This window comes from Bradyrhizobium sp. F1.13.3 (assembly GCF_040548265.1).
Taxonomy (GTDB): Bacteria; Pseudomonadota; Alphaproteobacteria; order Rhizobiales; family Xanthobacteraceae; genus Bradyrhizobium.
The window spans coordinates 1-1,752 of record NZ_JBEPRI010000067.1 but is presented as its reverse complement, the minus strand read 5'-3'; the positions used below and the strand labels follow the sequence as shown (position 1 = coordinate 1,752).

Sequence of the window (1,752 nt, the reverse complement as noted above, 5' to 3'; positions counted from 1 at the left end):
GGTGCTGCCGATGGCCGAGACCCAGGCAGGTCCGGCCGCGGCTGCCTGCTGGATCGGCAACGAGACCGTCGCCCCTGACGAGGGGGGCGAGAGCGTGACGTCTTGATTCGAGATCGAATAGCGCCATTGCACGCCGGTCTGCTCGTTCAGCGGCGTCGTCAGCGCAACATTCGCTCCATAGGTGTCGCTGCCGTAGGACTGATAGCTATTAGCAAAGCTCTGCTTGGCGAACAGCTCGGCGCCTCCCGTGGCACGGCTGTCGAGTAAATACGGTTCAGACAACGAAGCATCGAAGCCGCGCGAATATTGGCCATAGCTTACGCTCGTCTGCACCGCCGTGCCGGTGCCCTGGAAATTGCGGTCGCCGAGTTTGATCTCGCCCAGCCATCCATCCGTCGTTGAATACCCCCCGGAAATCGAGAAGTCGCCGGTTGACTGGTCCGCAACGTCAACGTCGAGTACGACTCGGTCGCTCATGGAGCCCGGCCTGCTCGTGATCTTTACGCCTTTGAAATAATTCAAGCCCTTCAGCCGGCGCTGGGCGCGATCGACCAGCGTCTGGTTGTAGGCGTCCCCTTCGGCGATGTCGAACTCGCGGCGGATCACATAGTCCTTGGTCCGCGTATTGCCATGGATCTCGATCCGCTCGACATAGCTGCGCGGCCCCTGATCGATCACGAATGACAGGTCGATCCGTTGCATCTCCGCGTTGCGGTTAATATGCGGCACCACATGCGCAAACGGAAAGCCGAGCTTAGCCAAGTCGAGCGCCAGGACCTCCGTGCTCCTGTCGACGAGACTGCCGTCGAACGCCGCGCCAGCGCGCGCGGCAATCCGAGCGCGCAGTCGTTCGGGATCGACCTCCGGAATATGGGATTGGAGGTCGATACTGCCGAAGTGATAGGCGTCGCCCTCGTCGATCGCAAAGGTCAGGACGAAGCCTTGGATACTCGGGTCATATTCGGCCCCAGCATTGGCGATGCTGATATCGGCATAGCCGTGGTTGCGGTAATAGCGCCGAAGCTGATCCTGATCGGCCGCGAGCCGATCGGGATCATAGACGTCAGCGTGGGTGAGAAAGCTCAGCACGTTGGTGGCGGACGTGCTTATAACGGCGGCAAGCTGGCGCTTGCCGAACGCGTGATTGCCGACGAAATTGATCTGCCGCACCGTCATCTTTGCGCCTTCGGTGATCGTGAAAACGAGGTCGACGCTGTCCTTGCCACGGTCGATGATTTCCGGCACCACCCTGACATCGATATGGCCAACGTGGCGATAGGCCTCCATGATGCGACCGACATCCGCCTGCAGCGTGGCACGCTGAAGCGGTTCGCGCGCCTTGGACTGGACGACGGCCGCGAGATCCTCGTCCTTGATTTTCTTGTTGCCTTCGAAGACGACGCGGGCAAGGACCCTGGCCTCGACCAGGTGCACGACCACGGCGTCGCCGGCACGATCGATCTTGACCTGGTCGAACAATTCCGTCGCGATCAGCCCCTTCAGCGCTGCATCGAGCGCCGCGGAATCGTAGCGGCCATCCGGCGTGGCCCGGAAATAGGAGCGTACCGTCTCGGCATCGATCCGCTGGTTGCCTTGAACGATGATCCTGGCTGGGGGAGGTTCAGCCGCAGAGGCATTCGGAGCGGAAAGTGCCAATAGAGCGGCGGCAAGTAGCGCTTGCAGGTTACGCGCACGGCGCCGCCGTTGATCTCTCTCGGTAGCTCTCATTGTCATGTCGCGGCCTGCCTGGTG

The 1,752-nt window shown here is 61.5% G+C and carries 1 protein-coding gene; it reads right to left on the bottom strand.

Going from position 1 to position 1,752, the window contains the following annotated elements; all coding sequences use genetic code 11:
• Positions 1–1,734, bottom strand: a 1,734-nt coding sequence (gene bamA, locus ABIB66_RS43470) for an outer membrane protein assembly factor BamA (protein ID WP_354260121.1), incomplete at its 3' end; no start/stop codon positions are given.
• Between the last annotated feature and the right edge of the window lie 18 nt (positions 1,735–1,752).